Genomic DNA, 24,739 nt, shown 5'->3' on the forward strand with positions numbered 1-24,739 from the left:
TTCCCGTCCTCACTTCCGCGCCCCCGGCAGCTCCCCCAGCCGCTCGATGCCGACCGTCTGCCACGCGGCGCCGCTCTTCCTGAAGTACACGCGTGTCGGGCGCCGCCAGCCCGGATAGTCGCGCGACACGGCGCGCAGCGAGAGCGCGACGTACTCGGATCCCGCGAGCTCCTGCGGCAGCATCCCCCGCCCGGCGCTCAACGTCTGCTCGCCCCCCACCTCCGCGTGCTCCCCCGTCGCGTTGTCGAAGCGATACCACGACAGCAGGTACTGCATCCCCGGAGACACGAGCCCCGCCGCGGCGGCGGTGTTCTCAAAGGTGAGCGACCCGTCCGCGGCCATCGCGAACCGATCGACCGGCAGCACCTTCGTGAGCCACGCGCGCACCACCTTGTCGCGCCGCTCGATCAGCGTCCGCGTGATGTACTCGGTGGCGCGCGGATCGCTGTAGCGCGCCTTCTCCACGATCTTCCGGATCGTCGCGTCCGAGAACTTCGACACGATCTTCGCCCCCCAGTACGCATCGTCATCACGGAGGTTGCGGAAGGCGGGGTTGGGGTATTCGGGCTTCCAGCGCTCGGGGTTGAACGCCGACGCCTCGAATCGTCCTACCGACGGAGGGACGCCCGGATAGTCAATCAGCAGCCACGGCCTGACGTACAACCCGAGGGTGGACAGCGTGAGGAACGCCTGCTTCCAGTCGAGGATGTACTCGTTGCCGGCGCGGGGCGTCTGCGCGAAGGCGGTGCCGCTCCCCATGATCGACCCGAAGTCGAACATGTAGTGCTTCACGTAGCGGCGGCCGTTCGCGGTCTCGAGCATGTCGAGGCTGTTCACGCCGCGCGAGTCGTCGTGGTTCAGCCACGCGGCGAACACGGCGGCGCCGCGCAGCTCGCGACGGTGCTCGTGCGGGAAGATGTCATTGGGATCGTCCGGCCGCGTGCCGTAGTAGCGGAAGTGCCCCAGCGGTCTGCCGTCGGCGAACCGGCTCGCGAGCGCGCGGTACCGGCCGTTCGGCAGCCGCGCCGCGCGGCGCAACAGGTCGTCCAGGTCCGCACGCCTGAACGCACGCCGCCGGCCGCCGAGATCCATGATGGTGGCCTTCGGCGAGATCGTCGCCCGCTCGGGATCGAACTCCACGACGTACACGTCCACCACGTTGTAGCCGAAGGCGTGATAGAACTCGGTGCCGATCACTTCGGCGCCGGTGGCCATCTCCGGATTGGCCGGCGGATCGAATTCAATCTGGTAAATCTTCCCGCTGGCGGGATCGGCCACCCGGAATCCGGGCTGCAGCCCCTCACCCTTGTCGCGCACGATCGGCCAGCCGTCGATCGACAGGCGCGCCACGCGGTCCGGCCCCCGCACGATTTCCTCGTCATCCATCGGCCGGACGCCGATGCGGTTGGTGAACCAGCTCGAGTCCGGCACCTCGTCGATGGTGTTGACGTTCACCGCCTTCACGTCGGCTTCCTCGCCCGGCGTGAAGAACGTGTTCTCGACGAAGTCGTAGTAGTCGCTCGCCTCGATCTCCGCCGCGATCGCCACGTCGACCGCGCGATCGTCGTCACGCGCGATGGGATCGTCGGGATAGAACACCGGCGGGGCGCCACGGGCCGCCATCGATCCGGCGAGCACGCCGACGAGGAGGAGGGCGGCGCGCTTAGAACACATGGCCGAACTTGATGAAGTAGCGTTTGCCGTCGCGGCTGCCGAACGCGGCGTCGACGCGCAGGAACACGCCGCGGTTGGTGCCGAAGCGGAACCCGAACCCGTAGTCGCTCTGAAGGTCGTCGATATCGAGGCCGGACGGGCGCGGCGCCACCTTGCCCGCGTCGTAGAACAACGCCGCGTCGAGCGCGGGCAGGATCTCCCACCGGTACTCCGCCTGGAGCAGCAGCAGGTTGCGATCGCGGAAGCGGTAATCGCGGAAGCCGCGCAGCGTCGTGCTGCCGCCGAGCGTCTGCTGGAAGTAGAACGGCACGTCGCGGCCCGGCGGCGTATCGGACAGCGACGCGAGCGCGCGGAACACCAGGACGCGGCGGTCCTTGAGGAACGGGACGTACTGGCGGACGTCGATGTCGAACCTGTTGAACGTGTAGCGGCCGGTGGAGCGATCGCTGAAACGGGAGACCGCCGCCGTGTAGCGGCCGCCGTGCCGGGGGTTGCCGGACGGCGTGGCGTAGTTCAGATCCAGCGACGCCCGCGACATCAGGAAATCGGGCTGCGCGGCCAGGCCCGGCGCGGTCGCATCGTCGAAGCGCGCTTCGATCGATGGCATCAGCGTGTCCTTGCCGCCCGCGACGCCCGGCATGAGGTACTCGACCCGCGCCTCGCCGTGCAGCGCCGGCACCAGGTCGAACCCGGCGAACGCGCCCACGGCGCCCTCTTTGTACGTGTAGTTGACGCGATCCGGCCGGTGCGAGCCGGGCCCGATCCCGAAAAAGTCCTCCTGCGGAAAATATTTCCGCCGCACCAGCGCGCCTATCTGCACGCGCGTGTCGGCCAGCCGCGGCGCGACAACCGAGCCCTGGGCCAGCAGGTACCGGCGGTGCGACAACACGGCGAACCCGTTCACGTCGATGGCGCCGCCGGCAAGCCGCCGCAGGCGGACGCCCGGGCCGAGCCCGAATCCCGCGCCGGTGGTGATGCCACCGAATTTCAAGTAGTAGCGCCCGTTACCGATGCTGAGCCAGTCCTCGAGGATGCGATCGTTCTCGAGCTTTTCGATCCACGTTTCCAGGTTGCCCGGCTTGTAGGGGGTGACCCGCTGCGCCTTCGCTTCGCGCGTGGCGCGGAGCGCCGCCTCGCGCGTTGCCGGCGGCGGCTCCTGGCCGGAGGCCTCGGCCGGCATGACGAGCACGGCCCCGAGCGCGCACCATGCGATCGCGGCCAGCATGATGTCAGGGGGCCTGCACCGCCACAAGGCTGCGGACCTTGTCGGCGATCGCCCGCGCCGAGATGCCGAAGCGATCGAGCAGCTCGTCGGGCCTGCCGCTGCGCGGCACCTCGCGGATGCCGAGGCGGTGGACGGTGATGCCCTCGGGAGACACGGCCTCGCTCACCGCGTCGCCGAGGCCGCCATGAATGTAGTGATCCTCGACCGTCACGATCGTATTGCGCGTGGCGCGGCCGCAGCGCACGAGGGTGGCCTCATCGATCGGCTGCACCGAGTAGGCGTCGATCACGCGCGCGCGAATCCCCTCCGTCGCGAGGACGTCGTGGGCCTTGAGCGCCTCGAAGACCGTCACGCCGGCCGCCACGATCGTGATCGCATCATCGCCGGATTCGCGCAGCACCTTGGACCCGCCAATCGGGAACGTCTCGCCCGATTCATAAATGACCGGCGTCTTCGGCCGGGTCGTCCGGATGTAGGCAGGGCCCGCCGTGTATGCGGCGAGCGCGACGAGGCGCTCGGTGCTGACGGCATCGGACGGGTACAGCACGTGGCAATTCGGAACGGCCCGCATCATCGCCAGGTCCTCGAGCGCCATCTGCGACGGCCCGTCCTCGCCGATCGACACGCCGGCGTGCGAGCCGGCGAGCTTCACGTTGAGGTCCGAGATGCCGAGCATGCGGACGAAGTCCGCCGCGCGCGACAGGAAGCACGCGAACGTGGACGGAAACGGGATCGCGCCACGCGCGGCGAGCCCCATGGCGGCGCCCACCATCACCTGCTCGGCGATGAACATCTGGTAGAAGCGATCCGGGCTTTCCCTTTCGAAGCGATCGCTGAATGTCGAGTTCTTGACGTCGGCATCGAGCGCCACCACGCGCGAATCGATGCGGGCGAGGGCGGCCAGCGCGGTGCCGTAGGCCTCGCGCGTCGCCACCTCCTGCCCCATCTTGTAGGCGGGCGGCGGCATCAGACCCGGATTGCCAACCTTCTCGGCGGGCGCGGCCGGCGCGGCCGGCGATGCGGGTGGTTCGGCCTTCGGCGCTCCCGTGATGAGCTGCGCCTCGAGCTCTCTCACGGCGCCGTCCGCCTCGTCGCCTTTCCTGAGCGGCTTGCCGTGCCAGTTGTCTTTGTCCTCGAACAGGCTGACGCCTTTGCCCTTCAGCGTGCGCGCCAGGATCATCGTGGGCCGGCCCTTCTGCGCGCGCGCGTCGCGCAGGGCGTCAAGCAACGCCTGGAGATCGTGGCCGTCCACCTCGAGGGCATGCCAGCCGAACGCGCGCCATCGCTCGGCGAGCGGGCGCGGGTCGTGGCCCCACGGCGTCGGGCGGCTCTGGCCGTACGCGTTCACGTCGGTGATACCGCACAGGTTGTCCAGCTTGAAGTGCGCTGCGGCTTGCGCCGCCTCCCAGACCGAACCCTCGGAGGACTCACCGTCGCCGAGCAGCATGTACGTGCGGTAATCCGACTTGATGCGGCGCGCGTTGAGCGCGGTGCCCACCGCCGCGCACGCCCCCTGGCCGAGCGAGCCGGTCGCCACGTCCACGAAACTCAGCCTCGGCGTCGGATGTCCCTCGAGATCGGAGCCGATCTCGCGCAGCGTCTTCAGCTGCTCGCGGGGGAACAGCCCCGCTTGCGCCCATGCGGCGTACAGGATCGGCGCCGCATGCCCCTTCGACAGCACGAGGCGATCGTTGTGCGGGTCCCGCGGGTTGCGGGGGTCGTAGCGCATCTCGGCGAAGAAGAGCGCCGCCATGATTTCGGCTGCTGACAGGCACGTCGTCGGGTGACCGCTGCCGGCCTGCGTCGTTGAACGGATCGAATCGATCCGAAGCTCGGTGGCGATATTTCTCAGGGTATCAATCGAGTTCATGAGTTGGGCCAGTCTATCAAATCGAGCGCGGCGATCCCGCACGAAGCTGCATCGAGCCCGTGCTCGCGCCACCCGGCTGCGGTCCAGGTCAACACGCGCCCGGCCATCTCGCGCAGAGCCGGGTCCGACGACGCGGCTCCGAGCCGGCCGAGCGCCTGTGCCGCGCGCGCGTTGAGCCGGTACGGATATGCCGGTTCGGACAGCCGGCCGACATCGTGCGCGTCGTGCACGCGATCGCGGAATGCGGCGCGCTCCTCGTCGAAAAACGCGGCGATGAGGTAACGGCCGAGTTCCTCGGCCAGCATTGAATACGGCAGCTCGCCGGTGGCGTCGTGCGCGTCGAGTAATGCCGAGACCGTCGCGACGTGGTCGGCCAGCAGGACGGGCGCGCTCGGATCGTCGAAATGCCGCACACCACGCCCCGGCAGGTACGTCTCGAGCGCGATGCGTTCGAGCAGCGCGAGCGAAGCGCGCCCGAGTTCCGGGTCGTCGAGAACCCGCGCGGCCGCCAGGCACGCGCCCGCGAGGTCCGCGCCCGAATCGGTCTGCAGCGCGGGGCTATGCGCCAGGTGCGGCGTGCGACGTGCCATGTGCGACCTGCGGCCCGCCTCCTCGAACCACGCCTGGCGCGCAAAGTCCGACGCCCGGCGGAGCGCACCGAGATACCGCCGGTCGAGCCTGACGGAGCCCTCGGCGAACGCCCGGATCGCCGCCGCCTGGTTCTCCGCCGTCAGTTCCCTCACGGCGGAGGACCAGTCCTCGCCTAGGGCGAAGCGGAACATCGCACCGTCCGGTCCGCACAGCGCGCGATCGGCGGCGTCGAGCGCCAGCCGCGCGGCGGCGCGTGTCTCCGGCGCATCGCAGCGAAGGAAGAAGATGGCGGTGTCCGCGTGGAGGAACTTCGGCGCGCCGGCAAATCCGCCCAACGTCGGGTCGGACCGTCCGAGGAGAAAGGCCGCGATGTCTTCGACAGGGTCCGGGGATCCCGGCGCGTGTGCCGGTCCCGAATGCGACTCCCGGTCCAGGCGCGCGACGCCGGCGCGGCGCGAAATCTCGGCGCGGGCGGCGCGGTAGGACGCGCTGGTCCGCTGCAGGAGCTGCGCCAGCGGCTCGGGCTCGAAGTAGGTGCCCCCCTGGAGAATCTCTCCGTCGTCGGTCAGCAGGAGCGTCGTCGGCCAGCCGTCGAGCGCGTAGCGTTCCGCGACGTCAGGCCGCAGGTCGGCGTCCACGCGTACGGGGATGCACTCGCGATCCGCGAGCGCCGACACCTTCGAGTCGCCGAATGTGGTGCGCGCCATGCTCGAACACGCGCGGCTCCATCCCACCGTGATGAAGAGCAGGATCGGCCGGCCGCTTTCCGCCGACGCGCGGAACGCCTCTTCAGACCATGGACGCCAATGCACGGGGGCAAATTATAATGATCTGATGGTCACGCTGCGGTACGCGTACCTGTTGGCGCTGGTCTTCTGGGTCGGCGGGCTGCTGGCGCTTGGCGGTGTCGCGGCGCCGGCCACGTTTTCGGCGCTGACCGGCGCACACGGTATGGCCGGTCGCGAAATGGCCGGGCTGGCGTTCGGGGCGATGCTGCGGCGATTTCACCTCGCCGCGTACGTCTCGGCCGCGATCATGATCGTTTCACTCGTCGCGATCGCCGCGCTCGGCCCGCGGCCGGTGCGGTTCGCGGTGCGGCTCGGCATCGTCGTCGCGATGCTTGCGCTGACGGCCTATTCCGGCCTGGTCGTGAGCCCCCGCATCGCGCGGATGCAGCGCGAAGTCGGCGGGCCGGTCGCGTCGCTGCCCGAGACGGACCCGCGCCGCGCAACCTTCGGCCGGCTGCACGGGCTCTCGACCATTCTGCTTGGCGTGACGGCGGCCGGGGGCCTCGCGCTGTTGTTCTGGGAGGCGCGCGCGCATGACTGATCGTGCGGCACTCATCGAGCGCGAGGTGCTCGCGCAGCCCGACGCGGCCGCGGCGCTCGAGCGCGCGGTCACGCTGCTCAAGGCGCACGTGCCTGACTACACCTGGGTGGGCGTCTATCTTCTCGCGGGCGACGAGCTGGTCCTCGGGCCGTTTCTCGGCAAGCCGTCGCCGCACACGCGCATCCCGCTCGGCAGCGGCATCTGCGGCGCGGCCGCCACCGAAGAGCGCACGATCATCGTCGACGATGTGAACGCGGACGCGCGGTACCTGGCGTGCAGCATCGAGACGCAGTCGGAAATCGTGGTGCCGATCATGCGCGACGGGCGGGTGCTCGGCGAGATCGACATCGACAGCGACCGCCGCGCGGCGTTCGGCGAACGCGATCGGGTGCTGCTGGAGCGCGTCGCCGCCGCGCTCGCGCGGAAAATGGCTCCCGACCCCTTTTTACGAAATACGTAACTCATGACGCATACCATTACGTTGATCCCGGGCGACGGCATCGGGCCTGAAGTGACCGAAGCGGTCGTCCGCGTCCTCAACGCCTCCGGCGTCCGAATTGACTGGGAGCGGATGGACGCGGGCGTGACCGCGTTCGAAAAGTACCGGACGTCGCTTCCCGCCGAACTGCTCGAGTCCATTCACCGGAACAAGATCGCGCTCAAGGGGCCGGTGACCACGCCCATCGCCGAAGGCTTCACGAGCGTGAACGTGGGTCTGCGCAGGGCGCTGGATCTGTACGCGAACCTGCGGCCCATCACCAACATTCCCGGCGTGAAGACCCGGTTCCAGGGCATCGACCTCGTCATTGTCCGCGAGAACACCGAGGATCTGTACTCGGGGCTCGAGCACGAGATCGTCCCCGGCATCGTCGAGAGCCTGAAGATCATCACCGAGAAGGCGTCCACGCGCATTGGCAGATTTGCGTTCGAATACGCGAAAGCCAACGGGCGGAAGCGCGTGACCGCGATCCACAAGGCCAACATCATGAAGCTCGGGGACGGCCTGTTCCTCGACAGCGTCCGCACCATAGCGCGCGACTACACCGAGATCCGCTATGACGAGCGGATCGTGGACGCGGTGTGCATGCAGCTCGTGATGTTCCCCGAGAAGTTCGACATGCTCGTCCTGCCAAACCTGTACGGCGACATCGTATCGGACCTGTGCGCGGGGCTCGTCGGCGGGCTCGGGTTCGCGCCCGGCGCGAACATCGGGCTGGAGGCGGCGATGTTCGAGGCGGTGCACGGCTCGGCGCCCGACATCGCGGGGCAGGATCTTGCGAACCCGACGGCGCTGCTGCTCTCGGCGCTGTTGATGCTCGACTACATCGGCGAGCGTGACGCCGCCGCGCGCATCCGCGCCGGGCTGTACCGCGTGTTCGAGCAGGGGCAGGTGCTCACGCGCGACATGGGCGGCATGGCGACGACTTCCGAGCTGACCGACGCGATCTGCCGCGCCATGGACAAGGCCGCGTAGAGACGGGGTAGCAGAGGCCAGGTACCAGGCGGATGCGCGTGGTATAGTCGCATTTCACGCCCATGCAGCTGGACGACATCACACAGGCCGTCCTGGCGCGCGAAGATGTGGCCCGGTATCTCCGGGACGCCAGCGGCGAGCCTGACGCGAAGGTCAGGGAGCGCGTCGAGGCGTATCTCGACGAGCTGCGGACGACGCAGCGCTACTCGTTTTACCGCGCGCTGAAACACCCGCTCTACCCGATCCTGCGCAAGGTCGAGCGTCTGCACGAGAACATTCAGATCGTCCAGGCGGCCACCGCCGCCGGGCGCGTCATCTACATCTCCAACCACAAGAGCCACCTGGACTACCTGGTCGAGCCGCTCGTGCTCGACGATCATGACATCCGGCCGCCGGTCATCGCGGCCGGCATCAACCTGTTCGGCGGCCCGCTCGGGCTGCTGCACAAGCATGTCACCGGCGCCATCCCCATTCGCCGCAACATGAAAGATCCGGCGTACCTCGTCACGCTGAAGGCGTACGTCTCGGAGTTGCTGCGGCAGCACGACCTGCTTTTTTATATCGAGGGGGGGCGGAGCTATACCGGCGAGCTGAAGCCGCCGAAAACGGGACTGCTGCACGCGACGCTGCAGGCACACGTGGACTCGATCGTGATCGTGCCCACGGCGGTCGCGTACGACCTGGTGCTGGAGGACCACATCCTCCCGCACCTCGCGCAGAAACGGCGGTCGAAGCCGTTCACGCGCGCGCTGGCGGACATGGTCCGTTACGCGGTCGGCTACGAGTCGCGGGCCTTCGTGTCGTTCGGGCCGGCGATCCGCTTCAGCGACTACGACCCTCACTCGCGCCGCGACGTGCTCGACCTCGCGCATCGCATCCGTGATTCGATCGGGCGGCTTCATAAGGTGCTGCCGACCGCGATCGTGGCCGCGGCGATGCGCCCGTCGATCGGCCGCCGGCAGCTCGAGGACCGCGCGGCCGCGGTCATCGAGGTGCTGCGCGCCAACGGCGCCAATCTCCTCATCTCGCAGCCGGCGCGTGCCGTCACGGAGGGCACCTCCCTCCTGGCCGCGCGCAATGTCATCGTCATCGAGCGGGGCTCGCGGTTCCGTGTTCGCGACCGGACCGTCCTTCGCTACTACGCCCGAACGATCCAGCACCTGATCGCGTCGAGAAAGTCAGCGACACACTGATGATAGACGTCGTTTCCAAGAGCTTTTTCCATGCACTGGCCGGCAGTCATACCCTGAAGAAGATGGCGTCGCGCTACGGCGTGCGCCCGAACGGCGCCGGGTTCGCCCGACGCTTCATCGCCGGGGAAACCCTCGAGGAAGGCATCGCCGCCGCCCGCGCGCTCGAGGGCGCGGGCATGCTGATCACGCTCGACCAGCTCGGGGAGAGCGTGCGCAACACGGCGGAGGCCACCGCCGCGACACGCGCCTACCTCAACGTGATCGACCGCGTGGCCGAATCAGGCATCGAGCGGAACATCTCGCTGAAGCTGACGCAGCTCGGGCTGGACATCGACCGCGCCACCTGCGTCGACAACCTCCGGAAGATCCTCGAGAAGGCGGGCGCGCTCGGGTTCTTCGTGCGCATCGACATGGAAAACTCGCCGTACACCGAGGTCACCCTGAGCATCTTCGAGACGCTCTGGCAGCACGACCACCGGAACATCGGCGTCGTGCTGCAATCGGCGTTGAGGCGCAGCGAAGAGGACGCGCGGCGCGTGAACGCGCTCGGCGCGAGAGTGCGCCTGGTGAAAGGGGCCTACAAGGAACCGCGGACCGTCGCGTATCAGCAGAAGCACGAGGTGGACGCGGCGTTCGTGCGCATCACGGAAATCCTGCTGAAGGACGGCGCGTACCCGGCCATCGCCACCCACGACGAGCCGATGATCCGTGCGACAAACGAGATCGCGGCGCGCCTCGGCATCGGGAAGGACCAGTACGAGTTCCAGATGCTGTACGGCATCCGGCGGGACCTCCAGGCGTCGCTCATCGCCCAGGGGTACCGCATGCGAATCTACATCCCGTTCGGACCGGAGTGGTTCCCCTACTTCATGCGCCGCCTCGGCGAGCGCCCCGCAAACGTGGGCTGGGTGCTGAAGGGAATCGTCGCGGAGCGGTAGAAAGGGGGACAGTCACACTTTCCGAAGCAGCCGCCCAGGAAAGTGTGACTGTCCCCCTGAGTGTTGGGTAGCTGGACGGTCGCTGATATGTAATTGAACGCCCCGGCCGGGCCGGGGTGTGGCGAAATCTACCCAGATGAGGTCGCGTAGCTCGTCAGCAACCCGGTCCTAACTCCTTTCCCACCCGGTAGTTCGCCTGGACCAATACAGCCGTGGCACACGCTTTGGATTATCGGCCCGTCGGCAGCCGCCGCGGCCCGGCTGTGGGACGAACCGCGCGAGGTGTCTGGCGCGTCCAACTGAACAGGCCGCAAAGAAAGAAGGAACCGGGAGCACCGGGTCACGCCCAGATGGTCACCAACTATCCTCAGCAACTCACGGCGTCGAGCATGACGGGCGAGAGCGGCCAGGCGCAGGACGATTCGCTCCTCGGGCGGATGGTGGAATCCATGCGGCAGGCGTTCTGCTCGCTGCGCGGACATGATTCGGTACTGCACTTCGAGCAGAACAAAGTCATGCTGCGCTGCACTTCGTGCGGGCACGACTCGCCGGGCTGGGACGTGGGACAGGCCCGGCCCCGCGTGGTTTTCGAGGGTGACGCCGAGCGTCACCTGCTGCGCCCCGAGGAGATGGGGCTGCGGCGCACGGCATAAGCGCGGAAACGGTTGTACCCTGCTGCCACAGGCCGGGGGTGGCTCCGACGGGAGCGACCCCCGGCCTTTCTGCTTTCTTCCCGTCGACCGTCGCGTGCGGCGGCGTATATCATCGCGGGATGCATGGGCTGGCTGGACGCGCCGTGGCCATCACGGGAGCCTCGGCGGGGATAGGCGCCGCCTGCGCCGAGGCGCTCGCGCGGGAGCGGGCGGCGGTCGCGTTGAGCGCGCGGCGGACCGACAGGCTCGGCGAGATCGCCGCGCGCGTGGCCGCCGCGGGCGGGCGCGCGGAAATCGTCCCGGGCGACGTGACGCGGCGCGCGGACATGGACGCGCTCGTCACGCGCGCGATGTCGGCCTTCGGCCGCCTGGACGCGATCGTCTGCAACGCAGGCATCGGGTTTCACGGCGCCATCGACGACACGCCGGAGGACGTCATGCGCCGGCTCATGGACGTGAACTTCATGGGCACGTTCAACGCGATCGAAGCGGCGCTCCCCGTGTTCCGCCGGCAGGGCTCCGGCCACATCCTGATCGTGTCGTCGATTGTCGGAAAGCGCGGCATCGGTTTCACGAGCGCGTACTCCGCCACGAAGGCGGCACAGGTGGGCCTGGCCGAGGGGCTGCGCGCGGAGCTGCACGGCACGGGTATCCATGTCAGCGTGATCATCCCGGTCTCCACGCGGACCGAGTTCCACGACGCGATGAAGCGAGACTTCGGGCACGCCGTGTCGGGCCTCGGCCCGAAGCAGGACGCCGCGGACGTGGCGCGATCGGTCGCCGCCTGCCTGCAGCGGCCGCGCGCCGAGGTGTATCCCCACGCGATGTCGCGCGGCCTCGTGATCCTCAACGCGATCGCGCCGGGCCTGACCGATCGCCTCGTGCAGAAGTACGGCCGGCGTCGCTGACGTGGCGCAAGCCTTCGCAGGCTCGCGCGGCGGACCTGAAAGTCCGCCCCAAGGGGGAGACGGCGCTCGCCCCAGAGGGGAGACTGCGTGACCGAGACGGAACAATCCCTCGCCCTCGCGCTGGAAATCGCGCGGGCCGTCGCCGCGGAGCCACCGCGGGCTCCTCGCCAGTCGACTGCGCCTCGCGCGCTGATCGTCGGCGGATGGGTGCGCGACCGGCTGCTGAATCTCGCGTCCAAGGACATCGACATCGAGGTCTACGGCGTCCCCGCCCCCAGGCTGCGCGAGCTGCTCTCCTCGTTCGGGCGCGTGGACACGGTGGGCGAGAGCTTCACCGTCTACAAGGTCGGCGGCCTCGACGTGTCGCTGCCGCGGCGCGAGTCGAAGATCGGCCGCGGTCACAAGGGGTTCGCGGTCACCGGCGACCCCGGCCTCTCCTGCGAGGAGGCGTTTCGCCGGCGTGACTTCACGGTCAACGCGATCGGGTGGGATCCGCTGGCCGATCGGTACGTCGATCCCTATGGCGGGCGCGTCGACCTCGAGCGACGCGTCCTGCGCGTCGTCGATCCCGACACGTTCGGCGACGACAGCCTGCGCGTGCTCCGCGCGCTGCAGTTCGCCGCGCGCTTTTCGCTGGCGATCGAGCCCGCCACCGCCGGCCTGTGCCGCGACATCGCGCTCGACGACCTGCCGAGCGAGCGAATCTGGGGAGAGGTCGAGAAGCTCCTGCTTCGTGCCGGGCGCCCGTCGATCGGCCTCGCGTACGCGCGCGATCTCGGCGTGACCGCAAAACTGCTTCCCGAACTGGACGCGCTCGCCGGATGCGAGCAGGAGCCCGAGTGGCATCCGGAAGGGGACGTCTGGGCGCACACGCTGCTCGTAGTGGACCAGGCGCGCGCCAGGATCGACGACCTCGCGCACGCGTGCAAGGTGGCGCTGATGCTGGGAGCGGTCTGCCACGATCTCGGCAAGCCGGCAACGACCGCGCACATCGACGGCCGGATTCGATCGCTCGACCACGAGGCGATGGGCGTGGCGCCGGCGTCAGCCGTCCTCGATCGCCTCAACGTCAACACGATCGACGGCTACGACGTCCGGCGGCAGGTGCTCGGCATGGTGGCGCACCACCTGAAGCCCGGTGCCTTCTACAAGGCGCGCGATACGGTGAGCGACGGCGCCTTCCGGCGGCTCGCGCAGAAGGTGGATCTGGAACTGCTCGCCCGCATGGCAAAGGCGGACTGCACGGGCCGTACGGGCCTCTTCGACTGCAGCGCGATGGACTGGTTTCTCGAACGCGCACGCGCGCTCGGCGTCGAGCACGCGCCGCCGACGCCGCTGGTTCTCGGCCGGCACCTGCTCGCGCTCGGCATGACGCCTGGGCCGGCGGTTGGTGAAATCCTGAAGCAGATCTACGAGAAGCAGCTCGACGGGGAGATCGCGACCTCCGAGGAGGGCCTCGCAGTCGCGCGGGAGCTCGTCGGACGGAAATAAGTGGGACAGTCACACTTTCCGCAGCAGAGCCTGGGAAAGTGTGACTGTCCCACTTATTTCCGTCTTACAGCGACGCGAGCATCGCCAGCGACACGTTCCCGCCGCTGATCACCGCCACGACCGGCGCAGGCCCGTCCACGAGCCCCTCGAACACGGCCGCCGCCGCCACCGCGCCGCTCGGTTCCACGACGAGGTGCGCGCGCTCGACGAGCCAGCGCGTCGTCTTCACGATCGCCGCATCATCGACGGTCACGACATCGTCCACGAACTGCTGCGCGTGAAGGAACGTCAGTTCGCCGGGGCGCACGGCGAGCAGCCCGTCCGCGATCGACGTCGTGGAGTCGAGCGTGACCGGATGGCCCACGCGGCGGGATGCCGTCATCTTCGGCGCGCCCGCCGGCTCGACGCCGACGACGCGGACGGCGGGCTTCAGGAGCTTGACCGCGGCGGAAACGCCCGCGATGAGCCCGCCGCCGCCCACCTGCACGACCACCGTGCCGACCTCGGGGAGCTGCTCGACGATCTCGAGCCCCACGGTGCCCTGCCCTTCGATGATTCGCTCGTGGTCGAAGGGCGGCACCATCACCAGCCCGCGCGCCTGCTGTTCCTTCTCCGCCCGCGCCTTCCGGTGCAGCGTCGTCGTGCCCTCGAAGAGCACCTCCGCTCCCAGCTCGCGCGCCCCGTCAACCTTGACGGCGGGCGCCGTGGTTGGCATGACGATCACAGCGGGAATGCCGAGCCGCCTGGCGGCGTACGCGACCGCCTGGCCGTGGTTTCCGGAGGAGTAGGTGATGACGCCGCGCGCACGCTCGTCGGGAGAGAGCTGCGCGATCATGTTGTAGGCGCCGCGAATCTTGAACGCGCCCATCGGCTGGAGGTTCTCGCACTTGAGCAGGAGCGACTGCCCGGCGATGTCGGTGACGTCCACGAGCGGTGTTCGCCTCGCGACGCCTTCAATGCGGCGCGCCGCGGCACGGACGGCGTGGAGGGAGACCAGCGCTGCGGTGGACACTCTCCTACTTCTCCTCGCGCGGGCGCCCGGCGAACTCCAGCACCTTGCCGCCCGAGCGCTTCGCGGCGCGCGCTTCCTTCAGTGACTCTCTGAGCAGGTCCGCCGTGGCGCGCCCCTCGATGATGCTGGCGGCCGTCTTTTCCGGCACCTTCTCGCGTGCCGCCTCGAGCAGCCGCTCGCGCATCCACACCTGGATGCCGCGGGCACGACTCCGCGAAGCGGCATACGAGACGAGCTGATACTCCTGCGGCGACAGCTTCACCGTCACCGCCCTATCGCGCGGCGGCGTGCGGGTGGACGTGACGTTGGGAGTCCGCTTCGCCATGTCCTCCGGGCCTCGGGCGTCCGCGTGACCTAGCCGAGATGCTTTCGCAGGAACCCGAGCGTGAGCGGCCAGGCCTGCTCGGTGGCTTTCATGTTCGCGCCGCCCTGGCCATCCTGTTGCCGCAGAAAGCCATGGCCGGCTCCGTCGAATGTGTGGGGCTCGTACGTCTTGCCCGCCTTCTTCATCTCGTCCTGCGCCAGCGGAATCGTCGCGTTGACGCGCGCATCGTTGCCGCCGTACAGCCCGAGCACGGGCGCCTTGACGCGCGTGTAGGCGGCAGCGTCCTGGGGCGATGTCCCGTAGTACACGACCGCCGCGTTCAACGCCGGCTGGTTCGTCGCGTACGTAAAGCTGGTCGATCCGCCCCAGCAGAAGCCCACCGTGGCGCTCTTCCCGTTCGAGGCCGGCACTTTCGCGGCGTAGTCGCGGACGGCGTTCAGCGCGTTCGTGATTTCTTCGGGTGTGAGCGTCCGGATGACTTTCGTCGCCTCCTCCCCAAGTTCCGCGGTGCCACCTCCCTTCGGGCCCTTCCCCGAAAGCAGATCGGGCGCGACCGCAATGAAACCATCCTCCGCAAGCTGGTCCGCCACGCCGCGGATCCAATCGGTGAGCCCGAAGATCTCGTGGATGACGATCACGACACCCGCCTTGTCCTTCCGCTCGGGGTACACCACCCAGGTCGTGATCGGCGCGCTGGCGCCCGGCACCCTGATGTCCACGTACTCGCCGTGGCGCGGCGACTGCTTCAGCGCCTCGGCCGCGGCGTTCGCACCGGGCGGCAGCGCCGGGTTGGACGGCGCGGGCTGCGCCGGCGCGGCGGCCGCCTGCGCCGGCGTGGCATGACCGGCGTGCGGGTCCGACTGCGCGAAGCCGGGCGCGGCGCCAGACAGGAACATCACAGACACGGCAAGAACCATCTTCGTCATCGCAGCTCCTCCTGCTCCGATTTCCTCCGGATCCCCCTACTGCGCGTCACCCCTTCGCAACTCCTCCAGCAGCCGCGGGATGTTGGTGGACACCGATCGCAGCGCCGGCGCCCAGCCAATCGCTCGCGAGCGCGTGCTGCGGACGATCTGGTCCAGCGCGAGCGCGTCGCCGAACGCGCCCAGCTTCTTGCGCGCCTCCGGCAGCGGCACGTGCCGCAGCGAGGCGGGCTGCGGCACCGCCGCGCGCATCGCCTCCACGATCTCGTTCACGGTCTCGTCGGCGTCATCGGTCGCGTGGTACACGCCAGCCGCCTCCGGGGCCACCAGCAGGCGCGCGTACAGCTCCGCCAGGTCGCGGTCGTAGACGAGCGGCCAATGATTGGTGCCGTCGCCAATCACGCGGACGATGCCGTTGGTGGCATCGCGCAGCATGTCCGAGACGATGCCGCGCGCGCCGCCGTACACGATGCCGGGACGCACGATGAGGGTGCGGTGGCCGGCGCGGTTCGCAGAAAGGACGGCTCTCTCCTGTTCGACGCGCCACGCCGAAAACGGCGCGGGGTGCGTGAGCGGCGCCGATTCGTCCGCGGCGGACGACGCCGCGCCGAGCACCCAGACGCCGGAGGTGTAGATGAACAGCGGGGGCGCAACCGACAGGATTGTGTCAACGGCGAGTCGATCGGACTCCGGCCCGTTGCCCGAGTAGTCCAGCGCCGTGTGGATGATCGCGTCCTGTCCGTCCGCGGCGTCGCGCCAGCCGTCCGGCGCACTCAGGGAGCCGACGATCGGCTCGACGCCGCGCGCGCCGACGCGCGCGGCCTTCTCGCGGTCGCGCACGAGCGCGGTCACCGCGTGCCCGCCCTTGAGCAACGCGTCCAGCACGGCGCTGCCGATGTACCCTGTCGCACCCGTCAGGAAGACCTTCATCCTCTTAACCTAACGTACTCGCGTGCTCGGCGTGACACGCGCGCCGCTCCGCGCGCCGACGAGCGCCAGCACCTCGTCCATCTCCTTCGGCACTCCGCTGCTCAGCACGAGCGGCTCGCCGGCGGTGATGAGCACGGTATCCTCGATTCGCACGTGGAGCTGCTTGGTCGCGTCCTCCACGATCGGCTCGACCGCGATGACCATGCCGGGCTCGAACGGCGCGCCCGAGTCCCCGACGTCGTGCACGCTCATTCCCACGAAGTGCCCGGCCGACGATCCCCCCGGAAAGCCGTGCTTCCGGTAGATCGCCTCGGCCACGGCACGCGTGTCGTTTCGGGTCACGCCCGGCTTCATCATCGCGATAATCGCTTTTTCCGCCTCGAGCGAGCACAGGTACGCCCGGCGCTGGAGGTCGTCGAACCGGCCCGAGACGGGCCACGTGCGCGTGATGTCAACCACCTGGTAATCGAGCGATCCGCCGTAGTCCATGACGACGAGCTCCCCGTCGCCGAGCGCCTTGCCGTTGTCGTTGTAGTGCCAGACGTTGACGTTGGGGCCCGATCCCACGATGGCCGGATAGCCGTTTCCCTGCACGCCGCTGCGGAAGAGCACGTAGCTGGCTTCCGCTTCAAGCTCGTACTCGTAGCGGCCCGCGGCCGTCAGCTCGATGGCCGCCGTGATCGCCTCGGCGCTGATGCGGCCGTTGCGCTTCAGGATCTCGATCTCGCGCGGCGTCTTGATCATGCGCAGGCGATCGACTTCCGGCGTGACGTCTTTCAGTTCGAAGTACGGAAAGCGCGCGCGGATCTGCTCCACGCGCCACGCGTCTTCGGACGGCTGGCCGCCGAACGGTCCCTTGAAGCGGCGGCTCAGGTACAGCGTCTTGTTGCCGCGGCTCTGATCGACCTCGTCCGCCTCCGACAGGCGCAGCCACAGCGGCTGCGGCCCCGAATCCTGCCGGCGCCGCGCGAGGAACTCGGTGAGCTGATCGAGCGGCAGGATCGATGCGAACCCGCGCGCCCTGGCCATCGCCTCCGCCCCCTGCTCCAGCCAGTTCCTCCCGTCGGACCGGATCTCCGACGCGGTTTGCCGCGGCAGGAACAGGTGTGCGGACCGCTGGCCCGCATCGAGCACGACTACCGCGTTCAGATCCTCGTTGCCGGTGAAGTAGTAGAAGTCGTTGTCCTGGCGCTGCCGCACCCCAAGGTCCGGCATGGTGTCGCCGAAGAACACGATAAGGCCGCTCCGGACGCGGTTCACCAGGGCCTCGCGCCGCGCGGTGAACTCCTCGGCCGGGTACCCCGTCCGCTCGGCCACCACCTGCGACCCGCCGCCGATTGCGGCAAGCGCGGCGACGAAGGCAACTGCAGTACGCTTCATGCTAGATCTCCCAGATCTTCTCTTTCTCATAAAACGTGATCGCCCCGTCCTCGCTGACCTTCAGCACCGGCCCGTACTGCGCGGCCGCGATCGCCGCCGTCGTGCGCGCGCCTTCGACAATGACCTCGTGCGGAATGGTCGGGTGCATCAGGATGGCGCCCACCGCGAGGAGCCGTCCGTCGCGGTCCACTACGGTCGCGCCGTCCATCGTCGCGAGCGCCTCGAGGACGGTGCGGTCCATGTCGAGCGCGGTGCGGCCCGCCAGCAGGTACATCAGGTCGCGGCGCGACGGGGACGTTCTGGCCGTCACCGGCTCCGCCATGGTGTCGAGCCGGTCGGCCGGCGCGACGAGCTGGCCGACGGCCTGCTGCGGGTCGCGCAGCAGGACGAACAGCGCGCCGCGCCGCGCGTCCGACAGGTCCAGCGCCGTCTGGAAGAGGCGCTCGGCGAGCGGGCGGCTGCCGACCGCCTCCGCCCACATCTCGTACTTCGCGCCGATGTCGAGCAGCTCCCAGTTCGCGTTGCGGAACGTGAACATCTGCACGCCTTCCGCGAACACCTTGATCTCGTGCGACGGGCTCAGCACGATGCAGAACTCGCCGAGGCGCGTCGCCCCGGCGTGCGACACGTACGGCAGCGCGGTAGGAATCTGCAGCGCCGCCTCGCTGCGCACGCCCGCCCACCGCGCGATCTCGACGATGTCGAGGACGAGGCCGCTGCGGTTGACGAGGAAGACCGTGTTCACGCCGTCGCACAGGCGATAAAAGCTCTTGATCGCCGTCAGCGCCGGCGTGTACGGCGACGCGCCCGGGGGCGCGGTGCGGGCGGATGCGACCGGGTCGGCCTCCGTGTCGAGCAGCAGCGCACCGGACGAGATCGCCTTGTTCTCGTAGCTCGACAGCGCCGCCACGCGCAGCACTTCGATCGCCGTCGCGACGGTATCCGCGCGGCCGTTCCGCTCGTTCAGCGAGTACTCGCCGGTCAGGAACGCGCCGACATAACGGTCCTCAATCGCGCCGCGGAACAGGTCGCCGCGCGACGCCATGAGGCGCGGGTCGAAGATCGCGCGGTACCGCGCCGCGAGCACCGAGCCGATCGCCCTGGCCATTCGCACCTCGTGGGGCGTGAACGGCCGGCGCGCCGGCACGTGCAGCGTGTGCCGCATGCCGAACCAGCGAATGGTCAGCTCGGACGGATCGGAGGTCGGCTCGATCGAGAGGCGCCCGTCGGAAGAGGCCGACAGCACCGGCTGGGTCTCGAACGCGGCGCGCGCGAAGAACTGGCGGAGCGCCGCCTGGAGGAAGCTGTCGTAAAGCGCCGAAGCGGCGACGGCGGGCGGGAGATGTGAAGCCATTCTGCGCGGGGCACCGACCCGGTATCATACCCGTACGTATGCGTCGCGAGACGCTTCTCGATTTCTTCGACGACTTCGCCAGCCTCGAGCGGACCTTTCTCGTCCACGACGACGGGTACCGCGTGCGGGAGTTCACCTACGCGCAGGTGGGCGCGCTCGCGCGGGCGTTCGCCGCGCGCCTGCGCGGCGCCGGGCTCGCGAAGGGGGACAGCCTGATCATCTGGAGCGAGAACCGCCCGGAGTGGGTCGTCGCGATGTGGGGCGCGCTCGTCGAGGGCATCGTCGTCGTGCCGATCGACTTCCGCGTGTCGGTCGATTTCCTCTGGCGCGTGCAGGACAAGACGCGCGCCCGCCTCGTGCTGGCCGGAGACGACGTGAAGATCGGCGACGCGCGCCCGGGCGTGGACGTGTGGCGGATCAGGGAGCTGGCATCTTCAGAGGTCAGAGGTCAGAGGTCGGGTGCCAGGGAGGGCATCCGCGCGGGAGACACGGCGGAGATCATCTTCACGTCCGGCGCGACGGCGGAGCCCAAAGGCGTCGTCATCACCCACCGCAACATCCTCGCGAACATCGTCCCGATCGAGCGCGAGATGGCGAAGTACCGCCGCTCCATCCGGCTCGTCTCGCCGCTGCGTTTCCTCAATCTCCTGCCGCTCAGCCACATGTTCGGACAGGCGATGGCGACCTTCATCCCGCCAATGCTGCCCGGGCTCGTCGTCTTTTCCCACAGCTACAACCCGCAGGAGATCACGCGGCTGATCAAGGCGCGGCGCATCTCGGTGCTCGTGTGCGTGCCGAAGGTGCTGGAGGTGCTCAAGGAGCATGTCGGGCGGACGCTGCCGGAGGCGGAAGCGCCGGGGGTTCCGTCCGGACACTGGGCGAAGCGCTGGTGGGCGTATCGGCGCGTGCACCGGCTCCTCGGCTACAAGTTCTGGGCGTTCGTGGTCGGCGCGGCGCCGCTGGATCCGGCGCTCGAGGAATATTGGTCGCGGCTCGGGTTCGCGGTCATCCAGGGCTACGGGCTGACGGAGACCGCGCCGATCGTGACGCTCAACCACCCCCTGAAGGCACGGCGCGGCACCGTCGGCTCGCCCATCGCCGGCGTGCAGGTGAAGATCGCCGAAGACGGCGAAGTCCTCGTTCGCGGCGAAAACGTCACGACCGGCTACTACAACGCGCCGGGTGAAACCTCCGCCGCGTTCGAGGATGGGTGGCTGCACACGGGAGACATCGGGTCGATCGACGAGTCCGGGCGGCTGACGATCCGCGGGCGCAAGAAGGAGATGATCGTCACCCCGGAGGGGCTGAACGTGTTCCCCGAAGACGTCGAGCGCGCGATTGACGCGCAGGCCGGTGTCGTCGAATCGGCGGTCGTGGGAACGAGCGCGGGGGGCGCGCGCGAAGAACGGGTGCACGCGGTGCTCGTGCTGCAGCCGGGCGCCGATCCGGACGCCATCGTGCGCGGCGCCAACGCGATGCTGGAGGACCACCAGCGCGTGCGGTCGTTTTCCGTGTGGCCGGGCGAAGCGCTCCCGCGCACGGAAGGAACGGCGAAGCTGCGGCGGAAGGAGATCCAGCGCTGGGCCGGCGGCGCAAGCGTGGCGGAGGGATCGCGCACGCGCGGCGCGGCGGCGGCGGTGCCGGAGGTCGTGTCGCGATTCGCACAGCAGCGCACCGTCGCCCCGGAGACGACGGTCGAAGAGCTGGGCCTCAGCTCGCTCGAGCGCGTCGAGCTGATGATGGCGCTCGAGGAAGCGTTCGATGTGTCGATCGACGAGCAGGCGTTCGCCGAGGCGCGGACGATCGCCGAGCTCGAGAAGCTGGTGCGCCGCCTGCCCGAGGCCGAAGCCGCGCGTCCCGGCGCCGCGCATGCGGCTGCGGGGGCCGGGGCGGCTCCGCCTTCCAGGGGATTGGAAGCCGCAGAGCGCGGCATCGCGTTTCCCCGCTGGAACCGCTCGCTGCCGGCGCGCGCCGTCCGCCGGGCGAGCCTGCCCACGTGGATTCTCCCAATCGCGCGGGTGTTCGCGCGGACGCGCGTCGATGGACTCGAGCACCTTCGCGACATGGCGGGCCCGGTCGTCTTCGCGGCCAACCACCAGAGCCACCTGGACACGCCGGTCATTCTCTGGTCTCTTCCGCCGCGCTGGCGCTACCGCGTGGCGCCGGCGATGGCAAAAGAGTTCTTCAAGGCGCACTTCTTTCCGGCACAGCACACGCGGACGCAGTACCTGACCAACAGCCTGAACTACTACCTTGCCGCGTTGTTCTTCAACGCGTTCCCGCTGCCGCAGCGCGAAACCGGCGCGCGCCAGGCGCTGCGTTACGCGGGCGAACTCGTCAGTGAGGGGTATTCGATCCTGATCTTCCCCGAAGGGCGACGCACCCAGGAAGGGGAGATCAGTGGGTTCCGGCCGGGTGTGGCCATGATGGCGTCGCGACTGGACGTGCCGGTCGTGCCCGTCCGGATCGACGGCCTCGACAAGGTGCTGCCCCAGCGGGCCCGGATGGCGCGCCCGGGGTTCGTGCGGGTGGCGTTCGGCGCGCCGCTCCAGCTCGAAGGCGAAGATTATGCCGCGCTGGCGCAGAAGGTGGAGGACGCGGTTCGCGCCCTATAACGCGCAGACAATCAGGGGTATACGCGATGTGTCGATGTGTGGCACAATTGATGAATGGCGACGCGCGCGGTGCGCGGAACCGAGAGCGCGAGGTTACCAACCGGCTTGAGTAAGGACGATCTCATCGATGTTCAGGGCACGGTGGTCGCGGTGCACAGCGGCGGCCTCTACCGTGTCCAATGCGATTCCGGCCACGAAGTATTGGCGCAGTTGAGCGGCCGGATGCGCCGCTTCCGAATCAAAGTGGTCCCTGGCGATCGCGTCACCGTGGGCGTTTCGCCCTATGACCCGGTGCGCGGGATCATCACGTTCCGTGCCCGTTAACTGCCATGCCGATGATTGCTGACGAGCCACTTCCGATCCCGCCCGGCACTGCCGCGGACGAGACCGCCAAGACGACGGGTGGCGGCGCGGCCGCCGACCCTGCCCGCAACGGCGGAGCGCCTGCCGCCGAGGGACCGACCCCGGCGCTCGCGCGCTTCCATTCGTGCCGCTGGCGCGCGCAGCCGGAGGACGGGCAATTCTGCACGCATCGCGATGTCCTGCCGATGGCCGGCAAGACAGGCTTCGTCGCCGAGTCGTGGTGCCCGGACTGCCAGTACTTCAAGGTGCGCCGTGCACCGCGCAAGCGTGAGTACTCGCAGTACTAGGGGTTAGTCGCTGAACTCGCGCGCGAGCTCCACCCACTCCCCGTCCGGCGCGAGCCGCTGGTAGGCCTTCCAGTGCGGCTTCGCTTCCTGCGAGTGCCCCATCTTCTCCAGCGTGACTGCCAGGTAGAAGTGCGCGTCGGCGTAGCCGCCGTTGAGCGCCACCGCGTCCCGGTAACAGACCAGCGCGTCATCGTACCGCCCGAGATCGTGGTGGATGTTGCCCAGGTTGAAGTGCGCCTCGAAGCACTCGGGGTCGAGGATGATCGCGCGCTCGTAGAGCGCCTGGGCCTCGATCAGCTCGTCGTGCGCGTAGTGGATGTTCGCGAGATTGACGATGGCCGGCACGAGGTCGGGATCGATCACCAGCGCCTTGCGGTAAGCCGCGGCGGCCTGTTCCTGCTTGTCGGCATCGCCGGCATCGTCCAGTGAGGCGGCCTGCATGAAGTACTTCGCGGCAAGCGCCTCCTGGGGATCGGCCGCGTAGCTGGGCGCCTGCCTCTGCCCGGCGGCCGGCCGGCGCTCGAGCGCGATCACGCGCGCCTGCTGGGCGCCATCGGTGACCTTGCGGAAGTCGAAGGTGAGTTGGCCGTTGCGCGCGGCGAGCATCGCCCGCAGCACCGTCCGCATCGGCGTTCCCTGCTCGAGCTGGTTGCTCACCTGCTTGATCACGAGCAGGTCCGAGAACTCGTAGTAGCGGTCCGCGCCCGCGCGCGCCACGGGCGTGACGAGCCCCCATTTCTCCATGTAGCGGAGGTGATCCTCGCGGATGGTCGGGTACATCGCGCGGATGTCGCGCACGCGGTGGAACTGCTTGCGGAGATCGGAGGTTGACGGCACGCCGGCGCGGCGGCAGAACTCGTCCTCGGAGATCACCTGCACGTGGCCGGGGGCGCGCGCGCCCGCCGCATCGGACCCGCCGACGACAAGCAGCGTCGTCCTCTGCGTGACCTCGTCGTCCACTTCCCCGCCGAGGCGCTCGACGAGCTGCTGCGCCTCGCGCCGGCCGAGCGACGAGAGTTTCCCGGAAAAGACGATGACGTGGCGGACGAACGGCTGAGCGGGCTCGGCGGAAGCAGGCACCTGTCGACGCTCAATTTGCGGAAGTCCGCGCGGGATGTCAAGGGTTCTCGCGCGCCGGTGTCGGTATATGCTGGCGCGGATGATCCTCGCGGGAGACATCGGCGGGACGAAAACGCTGCTCGGCATCTACCGCCGCGCCCCGGAACGCCCGGAGGCGATCGCCTCTCGCGAGTTCACGACGCTGGCACACGCGTCGTTGGGCGCCATGGTGCGCGAGTTCCTCAAGGGGCACGCCGGCGCGGGGCGGATCGAAGCCGCCGCGTTCGGCGTCGCCGGGGTGGTGCGCGACGAAATCGCGCGGCTGACCAACGTCCCCTGGGTGGTGGACGGCGCGCAGATCGTGCAGGAGTTCGGCGTCAGCTCGGTGACGCTCCTCAACGATCTCGAGGCGATGGCCTACGCCGTGCCGGTTCTCGCGGGCGACGAGCTGGCGGTGCTGCAGGAGGGGGAGGCGCAGCCGGATGGTAACGCCGCGCTGATCGCCGCGGGCACCGGGCTCGGCGAGGCGCTGCTGCACAACGTGGACGGGCGGTTCATCCCTTCGCCGTCGGAAGGTGGGCACGCCGATTTCGCGCCGCGCACGCCGCGCGAGATCGAGCTGCTCGAAGAGCTCATGCGGGCGTACGGCCGCGTGGATTACGAGCAGGTGGCATCGGGGCTCGGTCTCATCAATCTTTTCAAGTTCACGCACGGCGGCCCGTGCCCGGCGCTCGGCAATCCGACCGATTCGGCGGCGATCCCGCCCGCGCTGACCGCCGCGGCGCTGGGCAGGCGGTGCCCGGCGTGCGTCGAGGCGCTCGACATCTTCGTCTCGGTCTACGGCGCGGAGGCGGGCAACCTGGCGCTGCGGTCGGTGGCGACGGCCGGCGTGTACGTGGGAGGCGGCATCGCGCCGAAGATCATGCCCGCACTCGAGTCCGGCCTCTTTATGGACGCGTTCCGCGACAAGACGCCGATGTCCGACCTGCTGGCCGCGATTCCCGTGTACGTGATCCTCAACGCGGAGGCCGGGCTGCTCGGCGCAGCCGTGTACGCCAACGGCGCGGCCTAGGTCCGCAGGCCCTGCCGTTCATCGTTTATACTTCGGTCACACTCTTCCAGGCACCTCTGCCAGGATCTAGAGG

23 protein-coding genes are annotated in these 24,739 nt (G+C 69.1%); 12 read left to right on the forward strand and 11 right to left on the reverse strand.

What is annotated here, in order from left to right:
• Positions 1 to 9 precede the first annotated feature (9 nt).
• From HYU53_01625 to HYU53_01640, 4 genes are read right to left on the reverse strand one after another with little or no spacing between them, the layout of a single operon-like run.
• Positions 10 to 1,674 (reverse strand): hypothetical protein, encoded by a 1,665-nt coding sequence (locus HYU53_01625; GenBank protein ID MBI2219889.1) that lies wholly within the window; start codon positions 1,672 to 1,674, stop codon positions 10 to 12.
• Positions 1,664 to 2,899, reverse strand: a complete 1,236-nt coding sequence (locus tag HYU53_01630) for a BamA/TamA family outer membrane protein (GenBank protein MBI2219890.1) — start codon at positions 2,897 to 2,899, stop codon at positions 1,664 to 1,666. Before HYU53_01630 ends, HYU53_01625 begins: the two co-directional genes overlap by 11 nt.
• A 4-nt stretch (positions 2,900 to 2,903) precedes the next feature.
• Positions 2,904 to 4,769, reverse strand: a complete 1,866-nt coding sequence (locus tag HYU53_01635; GenBank protein MBI2219891.1) for a transketolase — start codon at positions 4,767 to 4,769, stop codon at positions 2,904 to 2,906.
• Positions 4,766 to 6,172: a thioredoxin domain-containing protein gene (locus tag HYU53_01640; protein MBI2219892.1), complete on the reverse strand. Its 1,407-nt coding sequence runs from the start codon at positions 6,170 to 6,172 to the stop codon at positions 4,766 to 4,768. Before HYU53_01640 ends, HYU53_01635 begins: the two co-directional genes overlap by 4 nt.
• A gap of 22 nt (positions 6,173 to 6,194) precedes the next feature.
• On the opposite strand from HYU53_01640, the gene HYU53_01645 reads away from it, so the two are divergent.
• From HYU53_01645 to HYU53_01680, 8 genes are all read left to right on the forward strand, one after another.
• Positions 6,195 to 6,689, forward strand: coding sequence for a DUF4149 domain-containing protein (locus HYU53_01645; protein MBI2219893.1), 495 nt, complete (start codon positions 6,195 to 6,197; stop codon positions 6,687 to 6,689).
• A complete protein-coding gene (locus tag HYU53_01650; protein MBI2219894.1) occupies positions 6,682 to 7,149 on the forward strand; it encodes a GAF domain-containing protein in 468 nt (155 codons plus the stop codon). The genes HYU53_01645 and HYU53_01650 overlap by 8 nt, the downstream gene beginning before the upstream one ends.
• A gap of 3 nt (positions 7,150 to 7,152) precedes the next feature.
• Entirely contained in the window at positions 7,153 to 8,163 is a 1,011-nt protein-coding gene (locus HYU53_01655; protein ID MBI2219895.1) for an isocitrate dehydrogenase (NAD(+)), read from the forward strand.
• Between the two features lie 62 nt (positions 8,164 to 8,225).
• Positions 8,226 to 9,356: a 1-acyl-sn-glycerol-3-phosphate acyltransferase gene (locus HYU53_01660; protein ID MBI2219896.1), complete on the forward strand. Its 1,131-nt coding sequence runs from the start codon at positions 8,226 to 8,228 to the stop codon at positions 9,354 to 9,356.
• Positions 9,356 to 10,294, forward strand: coding sequence for a proline dehydrogenase family protein (locus tag HYU53_01665; GenBank protein ID MBI2219897.1), 939 nt, complete (start codon positions 9,356 to 9,358; stop codon positions 10,292 to 10,294). The genes HYU53_01660 and HYU53_01665 overlap by 1 nt, the downstream gene beginning before the upstream one ends.
• A 350-nt stretch (positions 10,295 to 10,644) precedes the next feature.
• Positions 10,645 to 10,947 (forward strand): hypothetical protein, encoded by a 303-nt coding sequence (locus HYU53_01670; GenBank protein ID MBI2219898.1) that lies wholly within the window; start codon positions 10,645 to 10,647, stop codon positions 10,945 to 10,947.
• A 119-nt stretch (positions 10,948 to 11,066) separates the two neighbouring features.
• Positions 11,067 to 11,855: an SDR family NAD(P)-dependent oxidoreductase gene (locus HYU53_01675; protein MBI2219899.1), complete on the forward strand. Its 789-nt coding sequence runs from the start codon at positions 11,067 to 11,069 to the stop codon at positions 11,853 to 11,855.
• Between the two features lie 87 nt (positions 11,856 to 11,942).
• Complete coding sequence (locus tag HYU53_01680; protein ID MBI2219900.1) at positions 11,943 to 13,346, forward strand: polynucleotide adenylyltransferase; 1,404 nt, start codon at positions 11,943 to 11,945, stop codon at positions 13,344 to 13,346.
• A 64-nt stretch (positions 13,347 to 13,410) separates the two neighbouring features.
• Here the strand turns inward: HYU53_01680 and HYU53_01685 are convergent, their stop codons facing one another.
• The 6 genes from HYU53_01685 to HYU53_01710 are packed head-to-tail and all read right to left on the reverse strand — an operon-like array spanning position 13,411 to position 19,270.
• Positions 13,411 to 14,343, reverse strand: a complete 933-nt coding sequence (locus HYU53_01685; GenBank protein MBI2219901.1) for a threonine/serine dehydratase — start codon at positions 14,341 to 14,343, stop codon at positions 13,411 to 13,413.
• Positions 14,344 to 14,362: 19 nt separating this feature from the next.
• Complete coding sequence (locus tag HYU53_01690) at positions 14,363 to 14,683, reverse strand: hypothetical protein (protein MBI2219902.1); 321 nt, start codon at positions 14,681 to 14,683, stop codon at positions 14,363 to 14,365.
• Between the two features lie 29 nt (positions 14,684 to 14,712).
• Positions 14,713 to 15,609, reverse strand: coding sequence for a dienelactone hydrolase family protein (locus HYU53_01695; protein ID MBI2219903.1), 897 nt, complete (start codon positions 15,607 to 15,609; stop codon positions 14,713 to 14,715).
• A 36-nt stretch (positions 15,610 to 15,645) separates the two neighbouring features.
• Positions 15,646 to 16,536 (reverse strand): NAD-dependent epimerase/dehydratase family protein, encoded by an 891-nt coding sequence (locus HYU53_01700; protein ID MBI2219904.1) that lies wholly within the window; start codon positions 16,534 to 16,536, stop codon positions 15,646 to 15,648.
• A gap of 9 nt (positions 16,537 to 16,545) precedes the next feature.
• Positions 16,546 to 17,916: an aminopeptidase P family protein gene (locus tag HYU53_01705; protein ID MBI2219905.1), complete on the reverse strand. Its 1,371-nt coding sequence runs from the start codon at positions 17,914 to 17,916 to the stop codon at positions 16,546 to 16,548.
• A 1-nt stretch (position 17,917) separates the two neighbouring features.
• Positions 17,918 to 19,270 carry a hypothetical protein gene (locus tag HYU53_01710; GenBank protein ID MBI2219906.1) on the reverse strand — a complete coding sequence of 451 codons (1,353 nt, stop codon included), beginning with the start codon at positions 19,268 to 19,270 and terminating at the stop codon, positions 17,918 to 17,920.
• Between the two features lie 38 nt (positions 19,271 to 19,308).
• Between HYU53_01710 and HYU53_01715 the strand changes: the two genes are divergently transcribed.
• From HYU53_01715 to HYU53_01725, 3 genes are all read left to right on the forward strand, one after another.
• Complete coding sequence (locus HYU53_01715) at positions 19,309 to 21,885, forward strand: AMP-binding protein (protein ID MBI2219907.1); 2,577 nt, start codon at positions 19,309 to 19,311, stop codon at positions 21,883 to 21,885.
• A 105-nt stretch (positions 21,886 to 21,990) separates the two neighbouring features.
• On the forward strand, positions 21,991 to 22,209 hold the full coding sequence (gene infA, locus HYU53_01720; GenBank protein ID MBI2219908.1) for a translation initiation factor IF-1: 219 nt from the start codon (positions 21,991 to 21,993) through the stop codon (positions 22,207 to 22,209).
• 5 nt (positions 22,210 to 22,214) lie between these two features.
• Positions 22,215 to 22,535, forward strand: a complete 321-nt coding sequence (locus HYU53_01725) for a hypothetical protein (protein MBI2219909.1) — start codon at positions 22,215 to 22,217, stop codon at positions 22,533 to 22,535.
• Between the two features lie 3 nt (positions 22,536 to 22,538).
• Here the strand turns inward: HYU53_01725 and HYU53_01730 are convergent, their stop codons facing one another.
• Positions 22,539 to 23,615: a tetratricopeptide repeat protein gene (locus HYU53_01730; GenBank protein ID MBI2219910.1), complete on the reverse strand. Its 1,077-nt coding sequence runs from the start codon at positions 23,613 to 23,615 to the stop codon at positions 22,539 to 22,541.
• A 79-nt stretch (positions 23,616 to 23,694) separates the two neighbouring features.
• On the opposite strand from HYU53_01730, the gene glk reads away from it, so the two are divergent.
• Entirely contained in the window at positions 23,695 to 24,666 is a 972-nt protein-coding gene (glk, locus tag HYU53_01735; GenBank protein ID MBI2219911.1) for a glucokinase, read from the forward strand.
• Positions 24,667 to 24,739: the final 73 nt, after the last annotated feature.

The organism is Acidobacteriota bacterium (genome assembly GCA_016184105.1).
In the GTDB taxonomy this organism is placed as follows: domain Bacteria; phylum Acidobacteriota; class Vicinamibacteria; order Vicinamibacterales; family 2-12-FULL-66-21; genus JACPDI01.